The 26406-nt window shown below is 35.0% G+C and carries 28 protein-coding genes and 1 tRNA gene; 24 read left to right on the top strand and 5 right to left on the bottom strand.

All coding sequences use genetic code 11. The features are described from left to right. Positions 1-34 precede the first annotated feature (34 nt). On the bottom strand, positions 35-331 hold the full coding sequence (locus EGX96_RS07285; RefSeq protein WP_000690175.1) for a hypothetical protein: 297 nt from the start codon (positions 329-331) through the stop codon (positions 35-37). Further along, complete coding sequence (locus EGX96_RS07290; RefSeq protein WP_000368097.1) at positions 328-747, bottom strand: HIT family protein; 420 nt, start codon at positions 745-747, stop codon at positions 328-330. Before EGX96_RS07290 ends, EGX96_RS07285 begins: the two co-directional genes overlap by 4 nt. 335 nt (positions 748-1082) lie before the next feature. On the opposite strand from EGX96_RS07290, the gene EGX96_RS07295 reads away from it, so the two are divergent. Continuing rightward, the gene (locus EGX96_RS07295) at positions 1083-1586 is read left to right on the top strand and encodes a hypothetical protein (protein WP_000773453.1); all 504 of its coding nucleotides are present in this window, start codon (positions 1083-1085) and stop codon (positions 1584-1586) included. A gap of 51 nt (positions 1587-1637) precedes the next feature. Here the strand turns inward: EGX96_RS07295 and EGX96_RS07300 are convergent, their stop codons facing one another. Further along, the gene (locus tag EGX96_RS07300; RefSeq protein WP_000368100.1) at positions 1638-1823 is read right to left on the bottom strand and encodes a hypothetical protein; all 186 of its coding nucleotides are present in this window, start codon (positions 1821-1823) and stop codon (positions 1638-1640) included. Between the two features lie 71 nt (positions 1824-1894). On the opposite strand from EGX96_RS07300, the gene EGX96_RS07305 reads away from it, so the two are divergent. The 11 genes from EGX96_RS07305 to rbfA all read left to right on the top strand — a co-directional run bounded on the left by EGX96_RS07305 (position 1895) and on the right by rbfA (position 11167). Then, entirely contained in the window at positions 1895-2620 is a 726-nt protein-coding gene (locus EGX96_RS07305; RefSeq protein WP_000912307.1) for an ABC transporter ATP-binding protein, read from the top strand. A 1-nt stretch (position 2621) separates the two neighbouring features. Beyond that, on the top strand, positions 2622-3656 hold the full coding sequence (locus EGX96_RS07310) for an ABC transporter permease (RefSeq protein ID WP_000732712.1): 1035 nt from the start codon (positions 2622-2624) through the stop codon (positions 3654-3656). A 57-nt stretch (positions 3657-3713) separates the two neighbouring features. Then, positions 3714-4514, top strand: coding sequence for a cell cycle regulator CcrZ (gene ccrZ, locus EGX96_RS07315; protein ID WP_000155919.1), 801 nt, complete (start codon positions 3714-3716; stop codon positions 4512-4514). Next, complete coding sequence (gene trmB, locus EGX96_RS07320; protein WP_001266024.1) at positions 4504-5139, top strand: tRNA (guanosine(46)-N7)-methyltransferase TrmB; 636 nt, start codon at positions 4504-4506, stop codon at positions 5137-5139. The genes ccrZ and trmB overlap by 11 nt, the downstream gene beginning before the upstream one ends. Positions 5140-5182: 43 nt before the next feature. After that, a tRNA-Ser gene (locus tag EGX96_RS07325) sits at positions 5183-5270 on the top strand. Between the two features lie 358 nt (positions 5271-5628). Next, the gene (gene rimP, locus EGX96_RS07330) at positions 5629-6105 is read left to right on the top strand and encodes a ribosome maturation factor RimP (protein WP_041971671.1); all 477 of its coding nucleotides are present in this window, start codon (positions 5629-5631) and stop codon (positions 6103-6105) included. A gap of 35 nt (positions 6106-6140) precedes the next feature. Further along, the gene (gene nusA / locus EGX96_RS07335; RefSeq protein WP_000032295.1) at positions 6141-7292 is read left to right on the top strand and encodes a transcription termination factor NusA; all 1152 of its coding nucleotides are present in this window, start codon (positions 6141-6143) and stop codon (positions 7290-7292) included. A 21-nt stretch (positions 7293-7313) separates the two neighbouring features. Beyond that, positions 7314-7610: an RNase P modulator RnpM gene (gene rnpM / locus EGX96_RS07340; protein WP_001140526.1), complete on the top strand. Its 297-nt coding sequence runs from the start codon at positions 7314-7316 to the stop codon at positions 7608-7610. After that, positions 7603-7905, top strand: a complete 303-nt coding sequence (locus EGX96_RS07345; protein ID WP_001065560.1) for a YlxQ-related RNA-binding protein — start codon at positions 7603-7605, stop codon at positions 7903-7905. The genes rnpM and EGX96_RS07345 overlap by 8 nt, the downstream gene beginning before the upstream one ends. 19 nt (positions 7906-7924) lie before the next feature. Further along, entirely contained in the window at positions 7925-10708 is a 2784-nt protein-coding gene (gene infB, locus EGX96_RS07350) for a translation initiation factor IF-2 (RefSeq protein ID WP_000039158.1), read from the top strand. A gap of 108 nt (positions 10709-10816) precedes the next feature. Then, complete coding sequence (rbfA, locus tag EGX96_RS07355) at positions 10817-11167, top strand: 30S ribosome-binding factor RbfA (RefSeq protein WP_001273670.1); 351 nt, start codon at positions 10817-10819, stop codon at positions 11165-11167. A gap of 83 nt (positions 11168-11250) precedes the next feature. Here the strand turns inward: rbfA and EGX96_RS07360 are convergent, their stop codons facing one another. After that, a complete protein-coding gene (locus tag EGX96_RS07360; protein ID WP_000804611.1) occupies positions 11251-12255 on the bottom strand; it encodes an alpha/beta hydrolase in 1005 nt (334 codons plus the stop codon). A gap of 162 nt (positions 12256-12417) precedes the next feature. On the opposite strand from EGX96_RS07360, the gene EGX96_RS07365 reads away from it, so the two are divergent. The 11 genes from EGX96_RS07365 (at position 12418) to EGX96_RS07415 (ending at position 24221) form a co-directional block, all read left to right on the top strand. Continuing rightward, entirely contained in the window at positions 12418-12834 is a 417-nt protein-coding gene (locus EGX96_RS07365) for a CopY/TcrY family copper transport repressor (RefSeq protein ID WP_000156042.1), read from the top strand. A gap of 12 nt (positions 12835-12846) precedes the next feature. Beyond that, a complete protein-coding gene (locus tag EGX96_RS07370) occupies positions 12847-15081 on the top strand; it encodes a heavy metal translocating P-type ATPase (protein ID WP_000013400.1) in 2235 nt (744 codons plus the stop codon). 40 nt (positions 15082-15121) lie between these two features. Further along, a complete protein-coding gene (locus EGX96_RS07375; protein ID WP_000683375.1) occupies positions 15122-15328 on the top strand; it encodes a heavy-metal-associated domain-containing protein in 207 nt (68 codons plus the stop codon). A gap of 109 nt (positions 15329-15437) precedes the next feature. Then, positions 15438-16052, top strand: a complete 615-nt coding sequence (locus EGX96_RS07380) for a trimeric intracellular cation channel family protein (RefSeq protein ID WP_000020721.1) — start codon at positions 15438-15440, stop codon at positions 16050-16052. A gap of 14 nt (positions 16053-16066) precedes the next feature. Next, positions 16067-16879, top strand: coding sequence for a Cof-type HAD-IIB family hydrolase (locus tag EGX96_RS07385; protein WP_000593336.1), 813 nt, complete (start codon positions 16067-16069; stop codon positions 16877-16879). A gap of 112 nt (positions 16880-16991) precedes the next feature. Beyond that, the gene (gene polA / locus EGX96_RS07390) at positions 16992-19634 is read left to right on the top strand and encodes a DNA polymerase I (RefSeq protein ID WP_000182605.1); all 2643 of its coding nucleotides are present in this window, start codon (positions 16992-16994) and stop codon (positions 19632-19634) included. Between the two features lie 29 nt (positions 19635-19663). Then, positions 19664-20104, top strand: a complete 441-nt coding sequence (locus tag EGX96_RS07395) for a CoA-binding protein (protein WP_000262487.1) — start codon at positions 19664-19666, stop codon at positions 20102-20104. Between the two features lie 81 nt (positions 20105-20185). Next, positions 20186-20665 (top strand): peroxide-responsive transcriptional repressor PerR, encoded by a 480-nt coding sequence (gene perR, locus EGX96_RS07400; protein ID WP_000377090.1) that lies wholly within the window; start codon positions 20186-20188, stop codon positions 20663-20665. Positions 20666-20817: 152 nt separating this feature from the next. Then, complete coding sequence (pbsP, locus tag EGX96_RS07405; protein WP_000703866.1) at positions 20818-22383, top strand: plasminogen-binding protein PbsP; 1566 nt, start codon at positions 20818-20820, stop codon at positions 22381-22383. A gap of 112 nt (positions 22384-22495) precedes the next feature. Then, positions 22496-23182 (top strand): response regulator transcription factor, encoded by a 687-nt coding sequence (locus EGX96_RS07410; protein WP_000192298.1) that lies wholly within the window; start codon positions 22496-22498, stop codon positions 23180-23182. 1 nt (position 23183) lies between these two features. Then, on the top strand, positions 23184-24221 hold the full coding sequence (locus EGX96_RS07415; protein ID WP_000770240.1) for a HAMP domain-containing sensor histidine kinase: 1038 nt from the start codon (positions 23184-23186) through the stop codon (positions 24219-24221). Positions 24222-24234: 13 nt separating this feature from the next. On the opposite strand, the gene EGX96_RS07420 is transcribed toward EGX96_RS07415, so the two are convergent. After that, positions 24235-24975, bottom strand: a complete 741-nt coding sequence (locus EGX96_RS07420) for a DUF975 family protein (protein WP_000185054.1) — start codon at positions 24973-24975, stop codon at positions 24235-24237. 186 nt (positions 24976-25161) lie between these two features. Between EGX96_RS07420 and tgt the strand changes: the two genes are divergently transcribed. Next, entirely contained in the window at positions 25162-26304 is a 1143-nt protein-coding gene (gene tgt, locus EGX96_RS07425) for a tRNA guanosine(34) transglycosylase Tgt (protein WP_000129510.1), read from the top strand. The last annotated feature ends 102 nt before the right edge of the window (positions 26305-26406 follow it).

The raw sequence follows: 26406 nt of genomic DNA on the forward strand, positions 1-26406 counted from the left end.
TTATATTTAGAGTAGATATTTTTATACCGTCGGCTTATTCGTCTTTCTCTTGATATTTAGCCATGCGTTGATTAATTTCTTCTAAACGAGGTTGAATATCTTTATTAAACACTTGGAATTTATGATTGAGTTCTTGAGAAATTAATCTGATTTTTTCTTTTTCCTGACTAATAATAGCAAGATCATTTTTGATACGTTCTAATTTTAATTTAGCTGAATCTGTCTCATTTTTTGTATTTTGATAGGAATCCTTGATAGTTTTTCTATTTTTGTAAAGTTCAAGCGCTCCTAAACTAACTAAACCTAGTGCAATTAAACGACCTATTTTCATAATTGAATCTCTTTTCTAATTTCTTTGGCTAATTTTGCAAGTGCCTCAAAGTCGGGTTCATGAGTAGTGTAGTGAATTTTGATACCGTCTGATTCATCAAAGCGGGGAACAAGGTGGACGTGTGCATGAAAAACAGTTTGTCCAGCAATTTCCTCATTGTTGTTAATAATATTCATTCCTTTGGCTTTTGTAGCAGCTTGGACAGCACGCGCCACTTTAGGCAAGCGTTCAAAGGTTATCTGTGCAGTTTTTTCATCCATCTCTAACACATTTCGAACATGTTTTTTAGGAATAAGAAGGGTGTGCCCGGTCGTAGTTTGTGTAATGTCGAGAAAAGCTAATACTTCATCATCTTCATAAACTTTTGATGAAGGGATTTCTCCACTGATGATTTTACAAAAAATACAATTATCCATAACTAATTCCTTTCATGTTGAAAAATTTATTGGGTAGCTATTAAGGAATGGTAAATTTTTATCGTTTGATAGGTCATAAGTCGTACAGGGAAATGAAAGTAGCCCGTATTGATTGTGATATCTATATTTACCATCATACTTATCTTAGCATGACCTAAAGGGTATTGCAATTTTTAATGATGTTTATTATTGAGTAAGTACATTTCTAGAATTTTGGAAGTATCTAAAATAAATTTAAATATAATGATTGACATTTTTATCTAATTAAATGTATAATAAATAATATAAATAAAATAAAAATGATAATTGAGATTTATCATAGAAGGAAAACTATTTTGAAATTAAATAAAATAATATTATCTACTGCAGCTCTTACTGCTCTCTTTTTAGGATATAATAGCGTTACTGCGGATACATATAATAACTATCAGCCACATAGATCAAATAATATGGATTTAACTGAGGAATATAACTATAATAACCAGATAGAACTTCAGGAGCGTATAAAAAAACTAAATATACCTTTTAAAGAAAAACTTGCCTTACTTAGAAAGGTTAAATCAAGACAAGATTCTTATGTATTAGACACATTAAGAAAAGAAGTTGAAAATAAAAACAGTGAGTATTCAGAACTAGAGCAAGAATATCAAAGAATTTCAGCTCTTATTGATGCTAAGTTTCCGCAAGGGAAATCTAGTTTAGCAGAAAAATTACATAAAGAACTAATTTGGGACTTGGATGGTGTTAAATATGATGAGGGTATTTCTAAGAGAACTGCTCTAAAAAAATTAGAAGGTAAAATCAACGAATATACTAAAAAATACAGTTATTTATTCTGATAATTGAGTTTGATAGTTTTATAGCCTAATATTCTGATTACTTTGCATTTATTATATTGATACTAAAAAGACACCTTTTTGAGGTGTCTTTTTTTGTCCGATGAGTGATGGAGGTGCTTTTTGTAAACATAATGGGAGCATGGGGTAGCTTGGCATTTCATTAGATGTAAAAGCGGACAAAATAGGTTTAAAGTTATTTTCAAAACTATAAGGGAATTCTAAAGTACAATTATCCATAAGAATAGACCTTCCCTTTCTTATTTTGTTATAATAGTTAATAAAGTATATCAAAGATAGAGAGAATGACAATGTTAAAAATTGAAAATGTTACAGGGGGGTATGTTAATATCCCAGTTTTAAAAAATATTTCTTTTGAAGTAAATGATGGAGAGTTAGTTGGATTAATTGGGCTTAATGGTGCAGGAAAATCAACCACTATTAACGAGATTATTGGTATTTTGAGACCCTATCAAGGAGATATTACAATTGATGGTATTAGTCTTGAAGCCGACCAAGAACTTTATAGAAAGAAAATAGGCTTTATTCCTGAGACACCAAGTCTCTATGAGGAGCTAACTCTCAGGGAACATTTAGAAACGGTAGCTATGGCGTATGATATTGCCACCGATGAAGTTATGGCACGTGCGCAAAAACTATTAGAGATGTTTCGTCTAACAGATAAATTAGACTGGTTTCCAATGCATTTTTCAAAGGGAATGAAACAAAAGGTTATGATTATTTGTGCTTTTGTTGTATCTCCAAGTTTATTTATTGTTGATGAACCATTTTTAGGTTTGGATCCACTAGCTATTTCAGATTTGATTAATCTTCTAGCAGAAGAAAAAGCTAAAGGGAAATCTATTTTGATGTCAACACACGTATTAGATTCTGCCGAAAAAATGTGTGATCGTTTTGTTATTTTACATAAAGGAGAAATACGGGCAGTTGGAACCCTAGAGGAATTACGGGCTATTTTTGGAGACAGTAATGCTAATTTAAATGACATCTACATAGCTCTGACAAAAGAGGTGTGATATGAAAAAGTTATTTAATAAACGTCGAAGTCTCTTTTTAACTCAAAATAGTAAATATTTGAGATACGTCTTTAACGATCATTTTGTATTAGTATTAATGTTTTTGTCAGGTTTTTTGTTATATCAGTATAGCCAGTTACTAAAAGACTTTCCAAAAACACATTGGCCAATTATCGTGATTGTGTCAATCATTATCTTAATGTTACTAGCGATGGGGGGAATAGCCAGCTATTTAGAACCGGCTGATAAACAATTTTTACTTATAAAAGAAGAAGCAATAAAGGAAATTATAAATTCTGCTAAAAAACGGACTTATATCTTTTGGTTGGTTATTCAAACCTTATTTTTAGTATTAATATCACCAATTTTGATAAAGTTAGGCTTGTCAGTTTTTATGATTACATTGTTAATTTTTGGTCTAGGAATAATCAAATGGTTGGTAATAACTTACAAGGTAAAGGTCTTTTATAACAATCAAAATTTGAACTGGGATGCAGCTATAAATCATGAGCAGGAAAGAAAACAGAGTATATTAAAATTTTTCTCTTTGTTTACAAATGTTAAAGGAATTTCGATAAGTGTAAAACGTCGTTCATTTTTAGATGGTATTTTAAAACTTATTTCTAAAACGCCATCGCGTTTATGGACTAACTTATTTGTGAGGGCATTTCTAAGAAGCTCAGATTATCTTGGTTTAACAATAAGGTTGGTAACTTTAAATATCTTATCAGTCATCTTTGTTAACGAAACCTACCTCGCCCTTGCTCTGGCATTTGTATTTAACTACTTATTATTGTTCCAACTATTAGCTTTAGGTCACCATTTTGATTATCAATACATGAATCAGCTCTATCCAGTTAGATTAAATGCTAAAGCAAGTCAGCTAAAAGGTTTTCTCAGAGTATTATCATATGCTGTGACAGTAATTGATAGCATACTTATAAGAGAATTGAAACCTGTTATATTATTGATAGTTTTGATGTTAATTGTGACGGAATATTACATCCCTTACAAAATAAAGAAGATGATTGACTAAAGCCTATAAAACAAGTAAAATAAGAGGAAACGACTAAATGAAAAGGAGGGACTGCTGGTGACAATATCAAATCAAGAATTGACGCTTACTCCCTTAAGAGGAAAAAGTGGCAAAGCCTATATTGGTACTTATCCAAATGGTGAACGTGTCTTTGTCAAATATAATACGACACCTATTTTGCCAGCCTTAGCTAAGGAACAGATTGCGCCACAACTACTGTGGGCACGCCGTACAAGTAATGGCGATATGATGAGTGCTCAAGAATGGTTAGATGGTCGAACATTGACTAAAGAAGATATGGGTAGTAAACAGATTATTCATATTTTATTGCGCCTGCACAAGTCTCGTCCCTTAGTAAATCAGCTGTTACAATTAGGGTATAAAATTGAAAACCCTTATGATTTGTTGATGGATTGGGAAAAACAAACTCCTATTCAAATCCGGGAAAACACTTATTTGCAATCTATTGTGACTGAGTTAAAGCGTAGTTTACCTGAGTTTCGAACAGAGGTTGCAACAATCGTTCACGGAGATATCAAACATAGCAACTGGGTTATTACAACAAGTGGTTTAATTTATTTGGTTGATTGGGATTCTGTTCGTTTAACAGATCGCATGTATGACGTTGCATATATTTTAAGTCATTATATTCCACAAAAACACTGGAAAGATTGGCTGTCTTACTACGGTTATAAAGATAATGAGAAAGTCTGGAGCAAAATTATCTGGTATGGGCAATTTTCATATTTATCACAGATAATCAAATGTTTTGATAAACGAGATATGGAGCATGTCAATCAAGAAATTTATGAATTACGAAAGTTTAGAGAGTTAATTAAAAAGCATAATGCGAGTTAGAAAACGTAAGGGTGCAGAGGAACACTTAGAAAATAATCCTCACTATGTTATTTCAAATCCAGAAGAAGCCAAAGGGCGTTGGCATGAGATTTTTGGAAATAATAACCCCATTCACATAGAAGTTGGTTCCGGAAAAGGGGCTTTTATCACTGGTATGGCAGAGCAAAATCCAGATATCAATTATATTGGAATTGATATTCAATTGTCAGTGCTTTCCTATGCTTTGGATAAAGTTCTAGATAGCGGTGCTAAGAATATCAAATTACTATTAGTTGATGGTTCTAGTCTATCAAACTACTTTGATACTGGCGAAGTTGATTTGATGTATCTTAACTTTAGTGATCCATGGCCTAAGAAAAAGCATGAGAAACGTCGATTGACCTATAAGACTTTCTTGGATACCTATAAAGACATACTTCCTGAGCAGGGGGAAATTCATTTTAAAACAGATAATAGAGGTTTATTTGAATATAGCCTTGCTAGCTTTTCTCAATACGGTATGACTTTAAAACAAGTTTGGTTAGATTTACATGCAAGTGATTACCAGCAAAATATCATGACTGAGTACGAACGCAAATTTTCAAATAAAGGACAGGTTATCTATCGTGTAGAAGCACGATTTTAGAATAAGTAAATAGTAAGTGGGTAGTTATTTGCTACTCCTTTATGGAGAGGTCGCATAGTGGCTGAGTGCGCACGCTTGGAAAGCGTGTAGTCCCTAATGGGGGCTCGGGGGTTCGAATCCCCTCCTCTCCTTTAATCTTGTTAATGTATCAGTGTTTATTAAGTGTTCACCTTTTTCACTCGTCAAAAGTCCAAGTTTCGAAAAATTTCTTTTATTTTATCATCGTTTCTCTTTGAGCTTGAAGTATTAGCATAAAGTTTTCTAAGCTCTTACAAAGAACTGAGGACAAAATTTTAATTTTTTGATATAAGATTAGTGTACGGTGATGCTAATTTAAAGTAAATGATTGCAATAATCGTATTTTGTGCTATAATAGTATTAAATAATACAGAAAGGGGCGGAGTTTTACTTCGCCTCTTATGTGTGTGATTCATAGAATTTATAGTCATTATAAGTTCTAAAGCAAGTTAGAAAGAAGAGGTAGCTGTTATCGCAAATCAAACTATTGTTGATATTGTTACTCAAGTCGTAACTCCTGCTATTCAAGCACCGTTTGAATTAGTAGATGTAGAATACGAAAAAATGGGTGGCGACTATGTGCTCAGTATTTTAATTGATAAACCCGGAGGCATTACGGTTGAAGATACAGCACAATTGACAGACGTTGTAAGTCCCTTACTTGACACAATTCAACCAGATCCATTTCCAGAACAGTATATGCTTGAAGTCTCAAGTCCTGGGTTGGAAAGACCACTTAAAACAGCAGAAGCATTATCAAATGCTGTTGGGTCTTATATCAATGTAAGTCTGTATAAATCCATTGATAAAGTTAAAATATTTGAAGGTGACTTATTATCATTTGATGGTGAAACCTTGACAATTGATTATATGGACAAAACACGTCATAAAACTGTAGATATTCCCTATCAGACGGTTGCAAAAGCCCGTCTTGCGGTTAAACTTTAAGAAAGGATGATTCTTGCGAAGCAAGAATGGACACTATGAGCAAAGAAATGCTAGAAGCCTTCCGTATTTTGGAAGAAGAAAAACACATTAATAAAGAAGATATTATTGATGCAGTTACTGAGTCACTAAAATCTGCCTATAAGCGTCGTTATGGTCAATCAGAATCATGCGTTATTGAATTTAACGAGAAGAAAGCAGACTTTACCGTCTATACTGTTCGTGAAGTTGTTGATGAAGTTTTTGATAGCCGTTTGGAAATTAGCCTAAAAGATGCCCTTGCTATTAGCTCAGCGTATGAACTTGGTGATAAGATTCGCTTTGAGGAATCTGTTACAGAATTTGGACGCGTGGCAGCTCAGTCAGCAAAACAAACTATTATGGAAAAAATGCGTCGTCAAATGCGTGAAGTAACCTTCAATGAATACAAACAACACGAAGGTGAAATTATGACTGGTACTGTTGAACGATTTGACCAACGTTTTATTTATGTCAATCTCGGTTCACTTGAGGCGCAATTATCGCATCAAGATCAGATTCCTGGAGAGAGCTTTAAATCTCATGATATGATTGATGTTTATGTCTATAAAGTGGAGAATAATCCTAAAGGAGTCAACGTTTTTGTTAGCCGTAGTCATCCAGAGTTTATCAAACGCATTATGGAGCGAGAAATTCCAGAAGTATTTGATGGAACTGTTGAGATTATGAGCGTCTCTCGTGAGGCTGGAGATCGTACTAAAGTTGCTGTACGCAGTCATAATTCAAACGTTGATGCGATTGGAACAATTGTTGGACGCGGTGGAAGTAACATTAAAAAAGTTATCAGTAATTTCCATCCTAAACGCGTTGATGCTAAAACAGGATTGGAGATCCCGGTTGAAGAAAACATTGATGTTATTCAATGGGTTGAAGATCCAGCGGAATTCATTTACAATGCTATTGCACCAGCCGAAGTTGATATGGTACTTTTTGATGATGAAGATACAAAACGTGCTACTGTAGTTGTTCCAGATAGCAAGTTATCGCTAGCTATTGGTCGCCGAGGACAAAATGTGCGTTTAGCAGCTCATTTGACTGGCTATCGTATTGATATTAAATCTGCAAGTGAATACGAAAAAATGGAAGCGCAAGAACTTCAAACTGAGGAAGTAGCTCAAGAATCTGAAGTTATTTCAGATAAGGCAGAATAATATAAATGAGAGAGGTGTTTTATGGCTAAAACAAAAAAAATACCTTTAAGAAAATCAGTTGTTTCTGGTGAAGTGATCGATAAGCGAGATCTTTTACGAATTGTTAAAAATAAAGAAGGACAGGTTTTTATAGATCCTACCGGAAAGCAAAATGGTCGAGGTGCCTACATAAAATTGGACAATGATGAAGCTATCCTAGCGAAAAAGAAACGAGTGTTTGATCGCAGTTTTTCGATGGAAGTTTCTGATGAATTCTATGATGAACTATTGGCATATGTCGACCATAAGGTCAAAAGAAGAGAGTTAGGCCTTGAATAATTCAGAAAAAGTATTAAATCTCATTGGGTTAGCACAGCGTGCGGGGCGCCTTATTACAGGTGAAGAATTGGTTATTAAAGCAATTCAAAATCAACAAGTATCGCTAATCTTTCTAGCAAATGATGCTGGCCCAAATTTGACGAAAAAAGTAACTGATAAAAGTAATTACTACAAAACAGAAGTCTCCACAGTGTTTTCAACACTGGAATTAAGTGATGCGTTAGGCAAACCAAGAAAAGTGGTTGCTGTCGCAGACGCTGGATTTTCAAAGAAAATGAGGACTCTTATGGCATAACAGAATAGGAGGACATCAATTGTCAAAGAAAAGATTACACGAAATCGCTAAGGAAATTGGAAAAACGAGTAAGGAAGTGGTTGAGCAAGCTCAATCGCTTGGCTTACCTGTAAAAAGTCATGCTTCTAGCGTTGAAGAAAATGATGCTACACGTATTGTTGAGAGTTTTAGCTCTTCTAAAACTAAAGCTCCAACAAATTCTGTTCAAACTAATCAAGGTGTGAAAACAGAATCTAAAACTGTTGAAACCAAACAAGGCTTGTCCGATGATAAACCTTCAACTCAACCTGTAGCTAAACCGAAACCACAAAGTCGTAACTTTAAGGCGGAGCGCGAGGCTCGTGCTAAAGCTGAAGCGGAGAAGCGTCAACATAATGGGGATCACCGTAAGAATAATCGCCATAATGATACACGCTCTGACGACAGACGCCATCAAGGTCAAAAGCGTTCAAATGGTAATCGTAATGATAACCGACAAGGTCAGCAAAATAACCGTAATAAAAATGATGGGCGTTATGCTGATCATAAACAGAAACCCCAAACGCGTCCTCAGCAACCTGCAGGCAATCGCATTGACTTTAAAGCTCGAGCAGTAGCTTTGAAAGCTGAGCAAAATGCTGAATACTCACGTCATAGTGAGCAGCGTTTCCGTGAAGAGCAAGAAGCCAAACGTCAAGCAGCTAAGGAGCAAGAACTAGCTAAAGCAGCAGCGTTAAAAGCGCAAGAAGAAGCTCAAAAAGCTAAGGAAAAACTTGCTTCTAAACCTGTTGCTAAGGTAAAAGAAATTGTCAATAAAGTAGCCGCTACGCCATCACAGACAGCAGATAGTCGTCGTAAAAAACAAACTCGTTCTGATAAGTCTCGTCAATTTTCAAATGAAAATGAAGATGGACAAAAGCAAACAAAAAATAAGAAAAACTGGAATAATCAAAACCAAGTGAGAAATCAAAGAAATAGTAACTGGAATCATAATAAGAAAAATAAAAAAGGTAAGACTAATGGAGCTCCAAAACCAGTAACAGAGCGTAAATTCCATGAATTACCAAAAGAATTTGAATATACTGAGGGCATGACCGTTGCGGAAATTGCAAAACGTATTAAACGCGAACCAGCGGAAATTGTTAAAAAACTCTTTATGATGGGAGTTATGGCAACGCAGAATCAATCATTAGATGGAGACACTATTGAGCTATTGATGGTTGACTACGGGATTGAAGCACATGCTAAGGTTGAAGTTGATGAAGCTGATATTGAACGCTTCTTTGCAGATGAGGATTACCTTAATCCTGATAACTTAACGGAACGTCCGCCTGTTGTTACTATCATGGGACACGTTGATCATGGTAAAACAACTCTTCTTGATACTCTACGTAATTCACGTGTCGCTACTGGCGAAGCTGGTGGAATTACTCAACATATTGGTGCTTATCAGATTGAAGAAGCTGGCAAGAAAATTACTTTCTTGGATACACCAGGGCATGCGGCCTTTACTTCTATGCGTGCGCGTGGTGCATCAGTAACTGATATTACTATCCTTATCGTTGCCGCTGATGATGGTGTTATGCCGCAGACAGTTGAGGCAATTAATCACTCTAAAGCTGCGGGTGTCCCAATTATTGTTGCTATCAACAAAATTGATAAACCTGGTGCAAATCCAGAACGCGTTATCAGTGAATTAGCTGAGCATGGTGTCATCTCTACTGCATGGGGTGGTGAGTCTGAATTTGTTGAAATTTCAGCTAAGTTTGGTAAAAATATTCAAGAATTACTTGAGACAGTTCTTTTAGTTGCTGAAATGGAAGAATTAAAAGCAGATGCAGATGTTCGTGCTATTGGTACTGTTATTGAAGCCCGTCTTGATAAAGGTAAGGGAGCCGTTGCAACGCTTCTTGTCCAACAAGGTACTTTAAATGTACAAGATCCAATCGTTGTTGGTAATACATTTGGACGTGTTCGTGCGATGACTAATGATCTTGGGCGTCGTGTCAAAGTTGCGGGTCCATCTACACCAGTTTCTATTACTGGTTTGAACGAAGCTCCAATGGCTGGTGATCATTTTGCTGTTTATGCAGATGAGAAAGCTGCGCGTGCTGCAGGTGAAGAACGTGCAAAACGTGCTCTCTTAAAACAACGCCAAAACACGCAACGTGTTAGCCTCGAGAACTTATTTGATACCCTTAAAGCTGGTGAAGTTAAGTCAGTTAATGTTATTATCAAAGCTGATGTGCAAGGTTCTGTAGAAGCACTTGCAGCTTCTCTCCTTAAGATTGATGTTGAAGGAGTAAAAGTTAACGTTGTTCACTCAGCAGTTGGTGCTATTAATGAGTCTGATGTAACACTTGCTGAAGCATCAAATGCTGTTATTATAGGATTTAACGTACGCCCTACTCCACAAGCTCGTCAACAAGCAGATGCTGATGATGTCGAAATTCGTCAACATAGCATTATCTATAAAGTTATCGAAGAAGTTGAAGAAGCGATGAAAGGTAAACTTGATCCTGAATACCAAGAAAAAATCCTTGGTGAAGCCATTATTCGTGAGACCTTTAAAGTTTCAAAAGTGGGAACTATTGGTGGATTTATGGTTATCAATGGTAAAGTTACTCGTGATTCAAGTGTTCGTGTTATCCGTGATGGTGTTGTCATTTTTGATGGTAAATTAGCAAGTCTTAAACACTATAAAGATGATGTTAAAGAAGTCGGCAATGCTCAAGAAGGTGGTCTAATGATTGAGAATTATAACGATCTCAAAGAAGATGACACTATTGAAGCATACATTATGGAAGAAATTAAACGTAAATAACCCCTATGAGAAACTCAACTTGTATCTTTAGTTGGTAGGGAAATACAAAATTATGGCTAGGCTCGTCCTAGCTTTCAAGTTATGAGCACAATGAAGAAAGGATTAATTATGGCTAATCATCGTATTGATCGCGTTGGAATGGAAATTAAACGTGAAGTCAATGAGATTTTGCGTCTCCGAGTTAATGATCCACGTGTACAAGATGTCACAATTACTGATGTTCAGATGTTGGGTGACCTTTCAATGGCTAAAGTATTTTATACTATTCATTCGACACTTGCTTCTGATAATCAAAAAGCACAAATTGGTTTAGAAAAAGCAACTGGTACTATTAAGCGTGAACTTGGCAAAAACCTTACTATGTATAAAATACCAGATTTACAATTTGTTAAAGATGAATCTATTGAATACGGAAATAAGATTGATGAAATGTTGCGCAATCTAGATAAAAAAGATTAGAATCAAGATTAAGAATAATAAAAAATAAACCATGTCAAAATCATGGTTTATTTTTTATAGCTTTAGAGTTGAGATAGCTAGTATTAAGGAGTTTTATTGATGATATCAATCATTTGATACTGTGCTGTTTTAGCTTCTTCAATAGGGTAAATTGGATAAACATGATTCATTCCCTCTTGTGCAATATAGTTAACGGGGTGATTAGCTGCTTGGAGTTGTGCAGCATAATCGCGAATATCTGGGAAGAATATTTCTCGTGTTCCAGTAAATAACGTAATAGGAGCGAGTTTAGTAGCAGGGGCATTTTTAGGACTAACATATGTATGGTTAGTATTATTAGAACCATTTGCCCAAATTTCACCTACACGTGCGAGACCCCAAGCAGATAGGATAGGATCAGTATCTTCGTATTTGGGAATTTCTGGATGTTTCATTGTCACATCTAGCCATGGAGATAAGAGGATAATATTTTTAGGTTGAGGAATAGCCTCTTGCCCTGATTGGTGAGACAATGCATGCGCTAATCCTAGTGCTAATCCTCCGCCAGCTGAATCACCCATCAAAGTGAGATTAGCGTTTTTTTCATGAAAGTGTCTATAAAGGTTAACCAATCTAGGGATAGCATAATCATAGGTATAACGAGGAGTTTTTGGATAAATTGGTAAAATAATTTTTGCATCAAGACTAGTTGAGAGCGTCTTAAGCATGCTGATATGGTAAGGCGTTGGATTATTTAAGTAAGAGCCACCAGCTAAATAGAAAATGGTCTTTTGATTAGCTTTACCGTTGTCATTCCAAGAATAGACTTGCATATCAAAAAGTCTCTCTTGAACAAGCCCTCCATTAACAGAGTTTGGGTCTAAGTAATAACCCTTATCAGATTGTTCACGGCTAGCATTTAAGTACTTTTGAAATGAGCTTTCATCTTGAACTTTATAATAACTTTTATCGCGCTTTAGCCAAAAGTATTGTTCGATAAACCAACTTTTCCATGAACGCCCACTTGCTTTTGCATGTGGTGTACAGGCGATGGATAAAATGGTGATAATACTAAATAGTAGCAATAGTTTTTTGAAGGACGGTTTCAAGGTATTCTCCTTAATATAATGTTATTTTTGTGTAATATTATTATAATAAAACCAACATCTTTGTCAATAGAATAAAGAAAGATGAGAAATGTTTTTCGGTTTACAAATGTAGATTTATTTGCTAAAATTGGTTTACAAACGTAAATCGAAAGAGGTGAGAAAATGACTATTTCAAGCGCAGAATGGGAAATTATGAGAGTGGTTTGGGCACAGCAGAATACAACCAGTAATGAGATACTAGCAGTTTTACTAGAGAAGTATGATTGGACTCCTTCAACTGTCAAAACCTTATTAAGAAGGCTCTTAGATAAAGGCTACGTGAGCAGAGAAAAAATGGGAAAAGGATTTAGCTATTCTCCTTTAATTGATGAAGATTTAGCTATGATGTCAGAGGTAGATAGTGTATTTCAAAAAGTTTGCCAGACCAAACATGTTGCTATTGTTAGACACTTATTGGAAAGTATACCAATGACAGAGAAGGATCGATTAAATTTGCAATCATCACTAGAAGCTAAGAAAGGCAAAACACTTGAACGTGTAGCTTGTAATTGCATTCCTGGTCAGTGTCAATGCCATTAGAAAGGAGAAAATATGGCTAATAGAAAAGAAACATTTTTGATTGATGGGATGACTTGTGCATCTTGTGCTTTAACGATAGAAAAAGCTGTCAACAAGTTAGACCATGTGGATAGTGCAGTAGTAAATTTAGCAACAGAGAAAATGACAGTTACGTTTGATGATACAACCTTATCGCCAAATGTGATTGAAGAGTGTGTTTCTGAGAGTGGATACGAAGCATCGCTTTTCAAAGAGGAAACTTCTAAAAGCCAATCTGAACGGCACCAATTAGCCATTGAAAAGATGTGGCATCGCTTTTGGATGTCAGCAGTTGCAACTATACCTCTTCTCTATATTTCCATGGGACCAATGATTAACTTATGGTTACCATCATTTTTGATGCCAGATAAGGGACCTCTAAACTATGGTATGATACAATTATTGTTAACACTACCGGTGATGTATTTTGGGCGTATCTTTTACCAAAATGGTTTTAAAGCACTTTTTAAAAGGCATCCCAATATGGATTCATTAGTTGCTATAGCCACAACAGCGGCTTTCATTTATAGCTTATATGGATTGTACGAAATATTACAGGGTGACATACACTACGCTCACCAGCTTTATTTCGAATCTGTTGCAGTTATTTTAACACTTATTACTCTAGGAAAATATTTTGAAATATTATCCAAAGGGCGTACTTCGGCCTCGATTGAAAAATTATTAACTTTATCAGCAAAAGAAGCAAGAGTTATCAAAGATGGTGAAGACTATATGGTTCCTTTGGATAAAGTTAAAATAGGTGAAACAATTCTTGTCAAACCTGGAGAAAAAATTCCTCTTGATGGCCATGTTGTAGCAGGAGAATCAAGTATTGATGAATCCATGTTAACAGGTGAAAGTATTCCAGTTGAAAAAAAGGTTGGTAGTAAGGTTTACGGTGCCAGCATTAATGGGCAAGGTAGCTTAACGATTTTCGTTGAAAAAGAAGCTGGCGGTTCCCTTCTATCACAAATTATTAACTTAGTAGAAGCTGCACAGACAAGTAAGGCTCCAATTGCTAACTTAGCAGACAAAGTATCAGGAGTCTTTGTCCCTTTTGTTATTGTCATTGCAATTTTATCAGGCTTGAGTTGGTACTTAATTCTGGGGCAAAGTTTTGCCTTCTCTCTGAAGATTATGATTGCAGTCTTAGTGATTGCTTGTCCATGTGCTTTAGGGTTGGCAACTCCTACAGCTATTATGGTGGCTAGTGGTAAAGCAGCTGAGAATGGTATTTTATTTAAAGGTGGTGAAGTGTTGGAAAAGGCTCACCACATTGATACAATAGTTTTTGATAAAACAGGAACCTTGACCAAAGGGAAACCAGAAGTAGTTGCTATCAAAACATATGGGGGAGATAAAGAGGAGTTTTTAGGTCAGGTAGCATCAGTAGAAAAACTTTCAAATCATCCACTTAGCCAAACAATTGTTAATAAAGCAAAAGAGAAAGAACTTCCCTTAAGGGAAGTCATGGCTTTTAAAAATATTTTGGGTTACGGTTTGAGTGCAACTATTAATGGTAAAACTATGCTTGTAGGTAATGCTAACTTAATGACTAAGAACGATGTTAATTTAGATTTAGCAAAGGCTGATATAGAAATAGCTCAAGAAGAAGCACAAACTGTGGTTTACGTTTCCGAAAATGGAGTGTTGAGCGGTTTAATAACTTTAACGGACCAGCTAAAGACAGATAGCCAAGAAACAGTTAAGCAGTTACAAAGATTAGGATTTAATTTAGTTTTACTTACTGGTGATAATAAGGCTAGTGCAGATGCCATAGCACAAAAATTGGGTATCACGACAGTTGTTTCAGAAGTTTTACCTGATCAGAAAGCAAACGTTATTTTAGAACTTAAAGAAAAAGGCGGACAGATTGCGATGGTTGGTGATGGCATCAATGATGCTCCTGCGCTAGCTAGCAGTGATGTAGGTATCTCTATGAGTTCTGGAACAGATATTGCTATTGAATCAGCAGATATCGTGTTGATGAAACCTGAGTTAACAGATCTCTTAAAAGCAATGACTATCAGTAAACAAACGATTCAAATTATTAAGGAAAATTTATTTTGGGCTTTCTTTTATAACGTTTTAGCGATTCCAGTGGCAATGGGTGTTTTACATCTTTTTGGTGGTCCCTTACTCAATCCTATGTTGGCAGGCTTAGCTATGGCGTTTAGTTCAGTTTCAGTAGTTTTAAACGCACTTCGCTTAAAAGTCTTAAAATAATAAAGATAATAAGACTGAATTTTTATGAAGGGAGAAGAATATGAAACATACCTATCGAGTTAGTGGCATGAAATGTGATGGTTGTGCCAAAACAGTTTCTGATAAGTTATCAAGTGTGATTGGTGTTGACGAGGTTAATGTTGATTTGACTAAAAATCAAGTTGTCGTAAGTGGAAAAACATTCAAATGGCTTTTAAAACGTTCTTTAAAAGACACAAAGTATTCACTAGAAGAGGAAATAAATTAATAACTAAAGAAGTGGTTACAGCTTTTAATTTCTTAATTTGAGCAGTTTCTCACTTCTTTTTTATTCTAAAAATGATAAACTAGAATAGAATTAGTTGTGAGGAGTGCAGATGTCAATTGATATTTGGAACATTTTAAGTTTGGTTGGAACCGTAGCTTTTGCAAGTTCGGGAGCTATTGTGGCGATTGAGGAAGAATTTGATATTCTAGGGCTTTTTATCTTAGGTTTTGTAACGGCATTTGGTGGTGGAGCTATTAGAAATGTACTAATTGGCTTGCCTATTGAAACACTTTGGAGTCAAGGAATTGCTTTTTATGCAGCAGCAGCAGCTATTTTATTTATTATGATTTTCCCTAATTTGTTGAGTGGTAAGGGACGGGATGCCGAAGTTGTATCAGATGCTATTGGGTTAGCAGCGTTTAGTGTTCAAGGAGCACTATATGCGACTCAATCTCATCAACCTCTTAGTGCTGTCATTGTCGCAGCAGTACTAACTGGTGCAGGTGGTGGTATTGTCAGAGATGTTCTGGCTGGCCGAAAACCTGGAGTACTAAGAAGTGAAATATATGCAGGTTGGTCAATATTAGTGGGGATCATTTTATATTTTAAAATTGCTAAAACAACAACTGACTATTATTTGTTAGTGTTAGTTGTAACTAGCCTAAGGATGTTGGGTTATAAGAAACAATGGCACTTGCCAGTTGTCAGACCACGTAAGAAATGATAGAGGAGAAAAAGATGATAAAATTAATTGCTATTGATATGGATGGAACGCTTTTAAATGATGAAAAGAAAATTCCAAAGGAAAATATCCAAGCTATTAAAGAAGCAACTCAAGCAGGTATTAAAATTGTACTGTGTACTGGGCGACCGATGTCAGGTATACTTCCTTATTTTAATGAACTAGGTTTAACAAAAGAGGAGTATATTATCATGAATAATGGTTGTAGCACTTATAGCACGAAAGATTGGCAATTGATTGATTCTGCAACTTTAACACATGATGAACTCATCTTTCTTGAGGAGGTTGTTAAAGAATTTCCCAACGTTTGTTTAACATTAACAGCTGAAAATACATTTTACGCTGTTGGAGAGGAAGTTCCTGAAATTGTTGCTTATGATGCTGATTTAGTTTTTACAAAAGCAAAGTCAACAAGTTTAGATGCTCTTCGCAATCAAGAAGAAATTGTCTTTCAAGCAATGTACATGGGATTAGATGCAGATGTAACTGCTTTTCAAGAAGCTGTTGAAGAAGCCTTAATCTCGAAATTTAGTGGAGTTCGAAGCCAAGACTATATTTATGAGATTATGCCTCAAGGAGTAACAAAAGCAAGAGGCTTAAAATCCTTGATAGCAAAATTAGGACTGGATATTAATCAAGTTATGGCCATCGGTGATGCTCCTAACGATATTGAATTATTAGATTTAGTTCCCAATAGCGTTGCTATGGGGAATGCATCAGATGAGATTAAATCTAGATGTAAATATATAACGGTGGATAATAACAAAGCAGGGGTTGCTAAAGCTATTTATGACTATGCTTTACGTTAAAATAGATATAGAATAATAAAGGGAACTTTAAACACTGTTTGTTTAGGGTTCTTTTGTTTAATAAACTAACAAAATTCAGAAGTTTACAGATAGCTTATGCTATAATAGACCTATGACAAACAAGAATAAATTACTTTTAATTGATGGCTCATCTGTAGCCTTTCGTGCTTTTTTTGCTCTTTATAATCAAATTGACCGCTTTAAAAACAATTCTGGACTTCATACTAATGCCATATATGGTTTCCATTTGATGTTGAATCATATTTTAGGTCGTGTCCAGCCTAGTCATATTTTAGTGGCTTTTGATGCCGGAAAAACTACTTTCCGTACGGAAATGTATGCAGATTATAAAGGTGGGCGTGCTAAAACTCCGGATGAATTTCGTGAACAATTTCCTTACATTCGTCAACAATTAGATGTCTTAGGCATCAAACATTATGAATTGGAACATTATGAAGCCGATGATATCATTGGTACTCTTGCAAAACAAGCCGAAGCTAGTAATGAACATTTTGATATAACGGTGGTTTCTGGGGATAAAGATTTAATTCAATTAACAGACACTAACACGGTAGTAGAAATCTCTAAAAAGGGAGTTGCTGAGTTTGAAGAATTCACGCCAGCTTACCTTATGGAAAAAATGGGAATTACGCCGAGTCAATTTATTGATTTAAAAGCTTTGATGGGAGATAAATCAGATAATATTCCTGGGGTTACTAAAATCGGTGAAAAAACTGGCTTGAAGTTGCTATCAGAATATGGTTCCTTAGAAGGGATCTATGAAAATATTGAGGCTATGAAACAGTCTAAGATGAAAGAAAACCTTATCAATGATAAGGAGCAAGCTTTCTTATCAAAGACCCTAGCTACAATCAACATAGCATCACCTATAACAATCGGCTTAGAAGATATCCTTTATAGTGGACCGCAAGATATAAAAGCCTTGTCTCAATTTTATGATGAGATGGATTTTAAACAGTTTAAAGCAGCTCTGGGTGAGGAGACAAGTCAGGAAGATTTTGAGGTTGACTTTACTGAAGTGGAGCAATTAAAAACAGAAATGTTCTCCGATAATGATTTTTATTACTTTGAGATGTTGGGTGATAACTACCATGTAGAAGATTTAATTGGGATAGCTTGGGGAAATAGCGATACAATCTACGCTACTAGTAATGTATCGTTATTGCAAGAAGCTTTATTTAAAAAAGCTTTATCAAAACCTATCAAAACTTATGATTTTAAAAGAAGTAAGGTCCTTTTAAATCGTTTTAATATTGATTTACCAGAGCCAGCCTTTGATACTAGATTGGCCAAGTACCTTTTGTCTACTACTGAGGATAATCTAGTATCAACAATTGCTAGGTTATATACAAATCTGCCACTGGATACTGATGATGCTGTTTATGGGAAAGGTGCTAAACGCGCTATACCAGAAAAAACACGATTTCTTGAGCATCTAGCTAAAAAAGTAAAAGTTTTAGTGGATTCTGAGGCTAATATTATGCAACAGCTTAAAGCTAATGAGCAAGAAGAATTGCTGTTTGAAATGGAGCAACCTTTAGCGAATGTTTTAGCTAAAATGGAAATTCGAGGTATTAAGGTTAAGAAAAATACCTTGAATGAAATGGCCATTGAAAATCAAAAAGTCATCGAAACATTAACACAAGAAATCTATGAATTGGCTGGGCAAGAGTTTAATATTAATTCTCCAAAACAGTTAGGAAAGTTGTTGTTTGAAACGTTAGGTCTTCCTGTAGAAATGACTAAAAAAACAAAAACAGGTTATTCAACTGCAGTAGATGTATTAGAGCGCTTAGCTCCGATTTCTCCTCTTGTAACTAAAATTTTAGAGTACCGTCAAATCACTAAATTGCAATCAACCTATATTATTGGTTTACAAGATTATATTTTAGAAGATGGTAAAATTCATACACGTTATGTTCAAGATTTGACTCAGACAGGTCGTCTTTCAAGTTCTGACCCAAACCTTCAAAATATACCAGTTAGACTAGAGCAAGGACGGCTTATCCGAAAAGCTTTTGTTCCATCAGAAGACAATGCTGTTTTATTGAGTTCAGATTATTCTCAAATAGAATTGCGCGTGTTAGCACATATTTCAAAAGACGAACATTTGATCGCTGCCTTTAAAGAGGGAGCTGATATTCATACTTCAACAGCTATGCGTGTTTTTGGTATCGAAAAACCTGAGAATGTCACTCCCAATGATCGTCGAAATGCTAAGGCTGTTAATTTTGGAATTGTTTATGGTATTTCAGATTTTGGTCTATCGCATAATTTAGGAATACCTCGTAAACTAGCGAAGCAATATATTGACACCTATTTTGAGCGTTATCCTGGAATAAAAAACTATATGGAAACAGTTGTTCGTGAAGCAAAAGATAAGGGTTACGTTGAAACACTTTTCCATCGTCGTCGTTCATTACCAGATATTAATTCTCGTAATTTTAACATTCGCCAATTTGCAGAGCGCACAGCAATCAATTCACCAATCCAAGGAAGTGCAGCTGATATTCTTAAAATTGCAATGATAAATTTAGATAGGGTACTTGATAAAGGTGGTTATAAATCAAAAATGCTGTTGCAAGTTCATGATGAAATTGTACTTGAAGTCCCTAACGAGGAGATAGGAGCAATCAGGGAGTTGGTTACAAAAACAATGGAGTCAGCAATTAGTTTATCGGTACCTTTGATTGCAGATGAGAACGCAGGTGAGACTTGGTATGAAGCGAAGTAGTGGACAACATACGTAAAGGAGTCATTAATATGGTTTATCATTTTCAAAATCCAAGTGATTTTATGTTAAAAAATTATTTAACAAAAGCAAAGACCATCGCAGTTGTAGGACTGTCAGACCGTCAAGAAACTGCAGCTTATCAAGTATCAAAAATAATGCAAGAAGCAGGTTATCAAATTATTCCAGTTAATCCTAAAAATGCAGGACAGAAAATACTTGGGCAAATGACATATGCCTCACTTAAGGATGTCACTGAACATATTGATATTGTTAATATTTTTCGACGTAGCGAGTATTTACCTGATATTGCAAGAGAATTTTTAGAAGTAGACGCTGATATTTTCTGGGCTCAGCTTGGACTTGAAAGTCAAGAAGCAGAGACAATTCTAAAGCAAGCAGGACACAAACAGATTGTCATGAATAAATGTCTGAAAGTTGAATGCCAAAAATTACACTCAGAAACTAACTAATTACCGTGTTTAATAGGCAAATAATATAAATTATGCTATAATAACCATGCTAAATTAAAGTTCGTGCTGGAAAGGAGTCCTATGGACAGTCATTCACATGGTCATAGACCTCTCGATGCTTATGAAAACGTCCTAGAGCATCTCCGTGAAAAACGTATTCGAATTACTGAGACTCGAAAAGCTATTATTTCCTATATGGTTAATAGTCGTGAGCATCCGAGTGCAGAAAAGATTTACAATGATTTATTACCAGAATATCCTAACATGAGCTTGGCAACAGTTTACAATAACCTTAAGGTCCTTGTGGATGAGGGGTTTGTGACAGAGCTAAAACTTTGCAATTATAGTACAACTTATTATGATTTTATGGGGCATCAGCACCTAAACATTGCCTGTGAAGATTGTGGGAAAATCGTTGATTTTGTCGATGTTGACTTATTGGATATTTCTAGAGAAGCACACCAACAAACAGGTTTTGAAGTGACTAGAGTTCAGTTAGTAGCTTATGGTATCTGTCCGGAGTGTCAGAGGAAGCGTAAGGATAAATATAAAAAAGATTGAAACGTAATTGTTCAATCTTTTTTTGTTTATAGACTAAGAGAAAAAGTTTAAGTTTTACTAAGTAATAATTAAGAAATAATTTATAATTGCTTAAAAAATGATTTATTTTTTGTTGGTATACTCTCATTAACAAAAAGAAAGAGGAATCCCTTATGAAAATATCACAATACAATAAATGGTCAATTCGCCGATTGAAAGTTGGAGCTGCATCTGTAATGATTGCTAGTGGAAGCATTGTTGCTTTAGGGCAATCTCATATTGTTTCAGCAGATGAGATGTCCCAACCTAAAACAACCATTACAGCTCCAACAGCTAACACTTCTACAAATGTAGAAAGTAGTACTGATAAGGCATTATCAAAAGTTACTACGATGGAGACAAGTTCAGAAATGCCTAAAATGCAAAATATGGCAAAAGTTGAAAAAACGAGTGACAAACCTATGATGGTGGCTACCTCTGTTAGAAAAATGATGGCAACGCCGACACCTGTAGCGATGACCAAAACGACTAGTGTAGATGAGGTAAAGAAATCAACTGATACTGCTTTTAAACAGACAGTAGACGTTCCGGCTCATTATGTTAATGCAGCAAAAGGGAATGGCCCATTTCTAGCAGGTGTAAATCAAACGATTCCATATGAAGCGTTTGGTGGAGATGGCATGTTAACGCGTTTAATCCTTAAATCTTCTGAAGGAGCAAAATGGTCAGATAATGGTGTTGATAAAAATAGTCCATTATTACCATTGAAAGGCTTAACTAAAGGTAAATATTTCTATCAAGTTTCTTTAAATGGTAATACGACAGGTAAAGAGGGACAAGCTCTCTTAGATCAAATTAAAGCTAATGATAAACATAGCTACCAAGCCACAATTAGAGTTTATGGTGCTAAAGATGGTAAAGTTGATTTAAAAAACATGATTAGCCAAAAAATGGTAACCATTAACATTCCTCACATTACAACTGATATGGAAGTAAAAAATTCTCTAAAGATGGCCTTTAAAGAAAAAGTAGACGTCCCAGCAAAATATGTTAGTGCTGCAAAAGCTAAAGGTCCATTTTTAGCAGGTGTTAACGAAACGATTCCATATGAAGCGTTTGGTGGGGATGGCATGTTAACGCGTTTAATCCTTAAAGCTTCAGAGGGAGCAAAATGGTCAGACAATGGTGTTGATAAAAATAGTCCATTATTACCGTTAAAAGATTTAACTAAGGGTAAATACTTCTACCAAGTCTCTCTTAATGGCAATACAGCCGGTAAAAAAGGCCAAGCTCTCTTAGATCAAATTAAGGCAAATGGAAGCCATACTTATCAAGCAACTATCACTATTTATGGTACGAAAGATGGCAAAGTTGATATGAATACTATTTTAGGACAAAAGACAGTGATGATTCATATTAATGTCGCTAAAAAAGATATGAATAGCACATCAATGATGATGAAAAAAGATAAGATGACAATGCCTATGAAGAAAGAAATGACTTCATCTAAAATAAATACCGGTATGATGATGTCTAACAACAAGATGTCAGCTAATATGCAAATGTCATCACAAGCCAAATCAAATGATAAAGCTGGTAAAAAAATGTCTATGATGTCTAAAAATTTACCTAATACAGGTGAAACAAAGCAACAAAATGTAGGTGTGCTAGGTATGCTTAGTCTAGCCTTTGCGACAGGTCTAACTGCGCTAGGTCTTAAAAAATCTAAACAAAGATAGGGATAGTATTTAATTCAGAACACCAAATTTGTTTAAAATTATTGAGGGTTATCGTGGTAAAATAGTGTTATACTAGAGGTATAGCACTATTTTGACTCATTAGGAGAGTAGAATGACACAAAAATTATTATTAGTTGACGATGAATTTGAAATTATTGATATTAATAGACGTTATCTAGAGCAAGCAGGATATGAAGTGTCAGTAGCTGCGGATGGCATAGAAGCACTCAAAGAGGTAGATGAGAATCGTTTTGACCTAATTATTAGTGATATTATGATGCCTAAAATGGATGGCTATGATTTTATTAGTGAAGTTCTAGTTCGAGAACCCAACCAACCTTTTCTCTTTATAACCGCTAAAGTATCTGAACCAGATAAAATTTACTCTTTGAGTATGGGTGCAGATGACTTTATTTCCAAGCCTTTCAGTCCTAGGGAATTAGTTTTACGTGTTAAAAATATTCTAAGACGTATCTATGGGAATCATCAACAATCTGAAGTGTTGACGATTGGTGATTTGGTTATCGACCAAAAACAACGTTTGGTAATGGTGGACTGCAATACAATTTCCTTAACCAATAAATCATTTGACTTGCTTTGGATATTAGCAAATCATTTGAATCGTGTTTTTTCAAAAACAGAGCTTTATGAACGTGTCTGGGGCGAAGAATTTTTAGATGACACTAATACTTTGAATGTTCATATCCATGCCTTACGCAATGACCTTGCTAAATTTAGTACAGACAATACCCCAACTATCAAAACAGTTTGGGGATTAGGGTATAAATTAGAGGAATAAAATGAAATTAAAATATTATATTGTTATTGGTTACCTTATTTCTATGTTAATAACTGTAGCAGGTGTTTTCTTTGGGCTTAATCATATGCTGATTGAGACTCGAGGTGTTTACTACATCCTTTCAGTTACAATTATTGCCTGTATTGTAGGTGGTATAGTTAATTTGTTCTTATTATCAAGTGTATTTACATCTTTGAAAAAGTTAAAACAAAAAATGAAGGATATTTCTCAAAGATGTTTTGATACAAAAGCACAAATTTGTTCACCACAAGAATTCAAGGATTTAGAGACAGCCTTTAACCAAATGTCTTCGGAGTTAGAGTCAACGTTTAAATCTCTAAACGAGAGTGAACGCGAAAAAACAATGATGATTGCACAACTTTCACATGATATCAAGACTCCAATTACTTCTATACAATCAACAGTAGAAGGTATTTTAGATGGTATTATATCTGAAGAAGAAGTTAACTATTATCTCAATACCATTTCTCGTCAAACAAACCGTCTTAACCATCTGGTTGAAGAATTAAGTTTTATTACATTAGAGACTATGTCAGACACGGCTGAACCTCATAAAGAAGAAACAATTTATCTGGATAAACTACTGATTGATATTTTATCTGAATTTCAATTGGTGTTTGAAAAAGAAAATCGCCAAGTAATGATTGATGTTGCGCCAGATGTTTCGAAATTATCTAGTCAATATGATAAATTATCACGAATTTTATTGAATTTGATTAGCAATGCAGTCAAATATTCTGATCCTGGAAGTCCCTTGACTATCAAGGCCTATTCAAATCGTCAAGATATCGTTATCGATATTATTGACCAAGGCTATGGGATAAAAGATGAAGATCTTGCTTCTATTTTTAATCGTCTTTATCGTGTAGAATCTTCACGAAATATGAAGACAGGAGGACATGGTCTAGGTCTTTATATTGCGCGACAACTTGCACATCAACTGAATGGGGATATTTTGGTCGAAAGTCAGTATCAAAAAGGCAGTAAGTTCTCTTTAGTACTTAAATTACAAAAATAGCTAGGAATTATTCCTAGCTATTTTTTGTAATGTTTCTATAAAAGATTAAGCGCGCAGTAGTTTGGTAAGGAAGGAGATAGATATAGACTAATCCGAAACTGAAGATTGTAAGGAACTGCCAACCAATAAAACTTAAGTCTAAAAGGAAGAGTCTAAGTTTATTACCATTCATTAGTTCTCGACTAGCAACCAGTACTTTAGACGGTCCCTCATAGTTTCCACTTTCTAATTGAGTGTAAAATACTAAAGTTGAGATACTATAGGAGTAATATTGTTGAACGAGTTTTATAACTGCCTTAGTAGTAATTAGGCTACTAACAACTATTAAAACAGGGGCAAGGATAAGGTTACCACTCAAAAGTAGCCTAAAACTTGAAATGATGATTAGTAGACCAAAAGTACTTAGTAGATAAAAGAAAGATAAAATTAGTCCTTTTAGAACAAGTACTGAGAGTAATTTCCAGAAAATATGGCTTGAAAATACATAAGTATTGTCCGAGAATCTAACGTTTAGTTTCTGATTTTTGACGACATCTAACATTACAAAACTGACTGAAATAATAAAAAGTGTGTAAAAGAAATAAACTGGAAGAGGTACAAAAAAATCAAGTAGTGTCATATTATTATATTGATAATAAAATGATATATATAACGTAATAATACTAAGGAGAATCGGGAGTAAAAAAAGTTGATTCTTACCTTGAAGATTGCTTAATATAGTTTTTGCCTCATTTTTAATTTCTGAATTCGTCATATCTCCTCCATACACAAAAGTACAATTCATTTCATTATAACACATTCCTTAAGATGAGCATGACAAGAGTACATTTTTTTGATAAAATCTTAATGGCTAAAAAAGAAATTAATACAAAGTATTACATTTAGATATTGATTAGCACTAAAGCCCATGACTGTTTTTCATGGAAGCAAGGAGAAAACGATGACTGATCATCCAATAAAATATCGATTAATTAAACAGGAAAAACACACAGGAGCCAGACTTGGTGAAATAATCACACCACATGGTACATTTCCGACACCAATGTTTATGCCTGTTGGGACACAAGCAACTGTTAAGACACAATCTCCTGAAGAACTAAAAGAAATGGGTTCAGGAATTATTCTATCAAATACCTACCATTTATGGTTACGTCCAGGTGATGAATTGATTGCTAAAGCTGGAGGTTTACATAAATTCATGAACTGGGATCAGGCTATTCTAACAGACAGTGGAGGCTTTCAGGTTTATTCTTTGGCTGATAGTCGAAACATCACTGAAGAAGGAGTAACCTTTAAAAACCATTTAAATGGTGCGAAAATGTTTTTATCACCAGAAAAAGCTATTTCAATTCAAAATAACCTTGGTTCTGATATTATGATGAGTTTTGATGAGTGTCCACAATTTTACCAGCCTTATGATTATGTAAAAAAATCAATTGAGCGAACAAGCCGTTGGGCAGAACGTGGATTAAATGCCCACCGCCGTCCTCATGATCAAGGACTATTTGGTATTGTTCAAGGGGCAGGGTTTGAGGATTTACGTCGTCAATCAGCACGAGATTTAGTATCGATGGATTTTCCAGGTTATTCAATTGGAGGGCTTGCGGTCGGAGAAACACATGATGAGATGAATGCAGTTCTTGATTTTACTGTTCCAATGCTTCCGAATGATAAGCCTCGTTATTTGATGGGAGTTGGTGCACCAGATAGTTTAATAGACGCCGTTATCCGAGGAGTAGATATGTTTGATTGCGTCTTACCTACTCGTATTGCTCGAAATGGGACATGTATGACAAGTCAAGGTCGCTTAGTTGTTAAGAATGCTAAATTTGCAGAAGATTTTACGCCTCTTGATCCAAATTGCGATTGCTATACTTGTAAAAATTATACACGCGCTTATATTCGTCACTTATTGAAAGCAGATGAAACTTTTGGTATTCGTTTGACTAGTTACCATAATCTTTATTTCCTTGTCAATCTTATGAAAGATGTCAGACAAGCTATTATGGATGATAATCTTCTAGAATTCCGTCAAGATTTTATGGAGCGCTATGGCTATGGCATGAATAACCGTAATTTTTAAAAAAGTTCCTGGTAAAACAGGGCTTTTTTTTGAATTGTTTGTTAACCGTTTTTTTAAAAAAGTTGACAATAGAAAAACTTTTGTATAATATGTTATAGGAGG

Source organism: Streptococcus sp. FDAARGOS_520 (assembly GCF_003812685.1).
GTDB classification, from domain to species: domain Bacteria; phylum Bacillota; class Bacilli; order Lactobacillales; family Streptococcaceae; genus Streptococcus; species Streptococcus agalactiae.

Excerpts from the sequence above, each read along its gene's own strand:
- EGX96_RS07370 (WP_000013400.1), top strand. The coding sequence starts at position 12,847 with ATGGCTAATAGAAAAGAAACATTTTTGATTGATGGGATGACTTGTGCA.
- EGX96_RS07310 (WP_000732712.1), top strand. The coding sequence starts at position 2,622 with ATGAAAAAGTTATTTAATAAACGTCGAAGTCTCTTTTTAACTCAAAAT.
- polA (WP_000182605.1), top strand. The coding sequence starts at position 16,992 with ATGACAAACAAGAATAAATTACTTTTAATTGATGGCTCATCTGTAGCC.
- EGX96_RS07380 (WP_000020721.1), top strand. The coding sequence starts at position 15,438 with ATGTCAATTGATATTTGGAACATTTTAAGTTTGGTTGGAACCGTAGCT.
- nusA (WP_000032295.1), top strand. The coding sequence starts at position 6,141 with ATGAGCAAAGAAATGCTAGAAGCCTTCCGTATTTTGGAAGAAGAAAAA.
- EGX96_RS07305 (WP_000912307.1), top strand. The coding sequence starts at position 1,895 with ATGTTAAAAATTGAAAATGTTACAGGGGGGTATGTTAATATCCCAGTT.
- rbfA (WP_001273670.1), top strand. The coding sequence starts at position 10,817 with ATGGCTAATCATCGTATTGATCGCGTTGGAATGGAAATTAAACGTGAA.
- perR (WP_000377090.1), top strand. The coding sequence starts at position 20,186 with ATGGACAGTCATTCACATGGTCATAGACCTCTCGATGCTTATGAAAAC.
- EGX96_RS07415 (WP_000770240.1), top strand. The coding sequence starts at position 23,184 with ATGAAATTAAAATATTATATTGTTATTGGTTACCTTATTTCTATGTTA.
- tgt (WP_000129510.1), top strand. The coding sequence starts at position 25,162 with ATGACTGATCATCCAATAAAATATCGATTAATTAAACAGGAAAAACAC.
- EGX96_RS07410 (WP_000192298.1), top strand. The coding sequence starts at position 22,496 with ATGACACAAAAATTATTATTAGTTGACGATGAATTTGAAATTATTGAT.
- EGX96_RS07375 (WP_000683375.1), top strand. The coding sequence starts at position 15,122 with ATGAAACATACCTATCGAGTTAGTGGCATGAAATGTGATGGTTGTGCC.
- EGX96_RS07395 (WP_000262487.1), top strand. The coding sequence starts at position 19,664 with ATGGTTTATCATTTTCAAAATCCAAGTGATTTTATGTTAAAAAATTAT.
- EGX96_RS07385 (WP_000593336.1), top strand. The coding sequence starts at position 16,067 with ATGATAAAATTAATTGCTATTGATATGGATGGAACGCTTTTAAATGAT.
- trmB (WP_001266024.1), top strand. The coding sequence starts at position 4,504 with ATGCGAGTTAGAAAACGTAAGGGTGCAGAGGAACACTTAGAAAATAAT.
- pbsP (WP_000703866.1), top strand. The coding sequence starts at position 20,818 with ATGAAAATATCACAATACAATAAATGGTCAATTCGCCGATTGAAAGTT.
- EGX96_RS07300 (WP_000368100.1), bottom strand. The coding sequence starts at position 1,823 with ATGGATAATTGTACTTTAGAATTCCCTTATAGTTTTGAAAATAACTTT.
- EGX96_RS07420 (WP_000185054.1), bottom strand. The coding sequence starts at position 24,975 with ATGACGAATTCAGAAATTAAAAATGAGGCAAAAACTATATTAAGCAAT.
- rnpM (WP_001140526.1), top strand. The coding sequence starts at position 7,314 with ATGGCTAAAACAAAAAAAATACCTTTAAGAAAATCAGTTGTTTCTGGT.
- EGX96_RS07285 (WP_000690175.1), bottom strand. The coding sequence starts at position 331 with ATGAAAATAGGTCGTTTAATTGCACTAGGTTTAGTTAGTTTAGGAGCG.
- EGX96_RS07365 (WP_000156042.1), top strand. The coding sequence starts at position 12,418 with ATGACTATTTCAAGCGCAGAATGGGAAATTATGAGAGTGGTTTGGGCA.
- EGX96_RS07290 (WP_000368097.1), bottom strand. The coding sequence starts at position 747 with ATGGATAATTGTATTTTTTGTAAAATCATCAGTGGAGAAATCCCTTCA.